The organism is Mesorhizobium sp. M7A.F.Ca.US.007.01.2.1, assembly GCF_003998165.1.
Lineage (GTDB): Bacteria > Pseudomonadota > Alphaproteobacteria > Rhizobiales > Rhizobiaceae > Mesorhizobium > Mesorhizobium ciceri.
Map to the genome: position 1 here is coordinate 1 of NZ_RZQP01000396.1, position 3,097 is coordinate 3,097.

A 3,097-nucleotide genomic window follows, 5' to 3' on the forward strand; every position below is an offset into this window, starting at 1 on the left:
TTTTGAGGGGTTTTCGCATGAGTTCCGCCGGCGGGCAGCGCATGCGCTCTGCCTTTGCCATGCCGCTCCTCACTCTTGCCATCGGCCTGTCGGCCATGGTCGTGGCTTCGCCGGCGCGTGCCGATTTCCGCGTCTGCAACGCCACGCAGAACCTGGTTGGTGTCGGCATCGGCTATCGCGCCAAGGCCGGCTGGATCACCGAAGGTTGGTGGCACATCGAGGGATCGAGCTGCAAGACGCTGATCGAAGGGCCGCTGTCATCAAGGTTTTACTATCTTTATGCAGAAGACGCCGAACGCGGTGGACGCTGGGACGGCCCGATCAACATGTGCGTGGCTGAAAAAGAGTTCAAGATCGCAGGCGTAACCGACTGCGTCGCCCGGGGCTTTCAGCGCGCCGGATTCCAGGAATATGACACGGGCGAACAGGCAAGCTGGATGGTCCAGCTGACCGATGAGTCCACAACGGGAGGCGCTCCAGCCACCCCGGGAACAAACAGTCAATGAGACGTAGCCGCAAGGTCAAGATCCTAGCCACCATCGGTCCTGCCTCCTCCTCGGAGGAGATGCTGAAGAAACTGTTCGAAGCGGGCGCCGATGTGTTCCGCATCAATATGAGCCATACCGACCATGAACTGATGCGCACGCTGGTCGGACGCATCCGCGCTGTCGAGGAAGCCGTTGGCAGGCCGATCGGCATCCTCGCCGATCTGCAAGGGCCAAAGCTGCGCGTCGGCAAGTTCGCCAACGGCAAGGAAGTGCTGACGCAAGGCCAGACCTTCACGCTCGACGACAATCCCGAGCCCGGCACCTCGACCAGGGTCTATCTGCCGCATCCGGAAATCCTGAGCTCGGTCGAAGCCGGCCATCGCCTGCTGATCGACGATGGCAAGCTCGAGCTGAAGGCGGTGAAGAGCGACGGCAAGTCGATCGTCTGCACCGTCGTCGCCGGCACCACGATTTCCGACAAGAAGGGCGTCAGCCTGCCTGACACCGACCTGCCGGTCGGCGCGTTGACCGAGAAGGACCGCAAGGACCTCGATGCCGTGCTGGCCACAGGCGTAGACTGGGTGGCGCTGTCCTTCGTGCAACGGCCGGAGGATCTGGCCGAAGCGCGCAAGATCGCACGCGGCCGGGCGCTGATCATGGCCAAGATCGAGAAGCCGCAGGCTGTCGCCCGGCTGGCCGAAATCATCGAACTGTCCGACGCGCTGATGGTCGCCCGCGGCGATCTCGGCGTCGAGATGCCGCTCGAGGCGGTGCCCGGTATCCAGAAGCAGATCACGCGCGCCGCACGCCGCGCCGGCAAGCCGGTGGTGGTTGCAACGCAGATGCTGGAATCGATGATCACGGCACCGGTGCCGACCCGCGCCGAGGTGTCCGATGTTTCGATCGCCGTCTTCGAAGGCGCCGATGCCATCATGCTGTCGGCGGAATCGGCGGCGGGTGCCTATCCCGTCGAGGCCGTGGCAATGATGAACCGTATCGCCACCAAGGTCGAGACCGATCCGACCTATGCCGGCATCATCAACGCCCAGCGCTCCGAGCCGGAAGCGACCGGCGCCGACGCCATTTCGCTGGCCGCGCGCGAGATCGCCGAAACGCTGAAGCTGTCGGCGATCATCACCTACACCGCATCAGGCACCACAGGCCTGCGCGCCGCCCGCGAGCGGCCGCAAGTGCCTGTTATCGCGCTGTCGCCGATCCTCAACACGGCGCGGCGGCTGTCGCTTTTGTGGGGCACGCATTGCGTTGTCTCGCCCGACGCCGTCGACCTCGACGACATGGTCAACCGCGCCTGCCGCATCGCCTTCGACGAAGGCTTCGGCAAGCCGGGCGACCGCGTCATCATCACCGCGGGCGTACCGCTGCGGACACCGGGTTCGACCAACATGCTGCGCATCGCCTATATCGGGTCGGACACACAAGTCAGCCGCTAGATTCCCAAAGCGTGTCGGCTCTGAACGGTTCGGGCGACCGCCTTAGGTCGGCGCGAGTTCGGCCTGCGGTACCTTGATATCGGCGCATCTGCCGGCGCCGTAGGCGTCGCCGGCGATGCGCGCCTCCACGGTCCTGGCCATCGCCTGCAGGTCTATATTCTTGCCGGCGACCTTCTCGATGGCGCCGACGGTCAGGTCGGGCGCGATCCAGTCTGGCTTGTGTCCGAGATTGTGCACCCAGACGAGTTCGGCACCGGCAATGTCGCGCGCCAGGCCGACCGAATGGATATGTGCATAGACCACCTTGTCGCGATCGCCTGAAATGACCACGGTTGGCGCCTTGATCTCGTTGTAGCGCGGTGCGGCGTCGAGGGCATAGCGATAGAGCCCGGCGACATCGGTGGCGTTGGCGCGAAAGGCTTTTGGTCGCAGCACCAGCGGGATAGAGGCCATTCCGAGATAATTGTCCGGCACCTTGTTGGGCGAGAAAACGCAGGTGGTGGCGTCGGCCATCTGCAGTGTACCGGCCGGATAGGTCAGCGTTTCGGAAAACAGCCAGCCGAGCACGGGAATGGTGGTCAGATCGTAGTACCAGGCGGTTGCGCCGCCCGGCCATGGATGGGTCGCCGGTGCGAGGAAGACCAGTCCAAGTGTCTTGTCTGGATGCTCGCGGCCAAAGGCCGATGTCACCACGCCGCCGAAGGAATGGCCGACGACGACAGCCTTCCTGATGCCGAGATGGTCCATCAATGCGGCAATGGTGTTGGCCTGCGCCGACGGGTTCTCGTTGTTGGTGCCGCGACCCGACCAGCCGTGGCCTGGCCGGTCGAAGAACAGCATTTCGGCGCGGCCTTCGAGCAAGGGACGCAGCGGCAGCATCTGGTCCCTGAGATTGGCGCTGGCGCCGTGGATGAAGACGATCGGCGGCAGCTCGGCGTTGGCGGGTGCCGGAACATGGACATAGTGGATGCGGGCGCCGTCGATGTCGGCGAACTCGCCGATCGGCGGATTGCGGCGCTCGATCAGCCATGAGCCGACCCGGGTGACGCCGACAAAGCCGAAGACAAGCGCCATCAGGAAGGCAAGGGCGGCGTAGATCAGGTTCATGGGGGAAGATACGGAGGTGGAGGGGGGTAAGTTGTAGGGGAGTAGGGGAGT

3 protein-coding genes are annotated in these 3,097 nt (G+C 64.3%); 2 read left to right on the forward strand and 1 reads right to left on the reverse strand.

Features of this window, described 5'->3' with window-relative positions:
• Positions 1–17 precede the first annotated feature (17 nt).
• Both EN949_RS34195 and pyk read left to right on the forward strand, forming a co-directional pair.
• A complete protein-coding gene (locus tag EN949_RS34195) occupies positions 18–506 on the forward strand; it encodes a DUF1036 domain-containing protein (protein WP_013529203.1) in 489 nt (162 codons plus the stop codon).
• A complete protein-coding gene (gene pyk, locus EN949_RS34200) occupies positions 503–1,939 on the forward strand; it encodes a pyruvate kinase (RefSeq protein WP_013529204.1) in 1,437 nt (478 codons plus the stop codon). Before EN949_RS34195 ends, pyk begins: the two co-directional genes overlap by 4 nt.
• Before the next feature lie 42 nt (positions 1,940–1,981).
• On the opposite strand, the gene EN949_RS34205 is transcribed toward pyk, so the two are convergent.
• On the reverse strand, positions 1,982–3,046 hold the full coding sequence (locus EN949_RS34205) for an alpha/beta hydrolase (RefSeq protein WP_127366977.1): 1,065 nt from the start codon (positions 3,044–3,046) through the stop codon (positions 1,982–1,984).
• Positions 3,047–3,097: the final 51 nt, after the last annotated feature.

Excerpts from the sequence above, each read along its gene's own strand:
- EN949_RS34195 (WP_013529203.1), top strand. The coding sequence starts at position 18 with ATGAGTTCCGCCGGCGGGCAGCGCATGCGCTCTGCCTTTGCCATGCCG.
- pyk (WP_013529204.1), top strand. The coding sequence starts at position 503 with ATGAGACGTAGCCGCAAGGTCAAGATCCTAGCCACCATCGGTCCTGCC.
- EN949_RS34205 (WP_127366977.1), bottom strand. The coding sequence starts at position 3,046 with ATGAACCTGATCTACGCCGCCCTTGCCTTCCTGATGGCGCTTGTCTTC.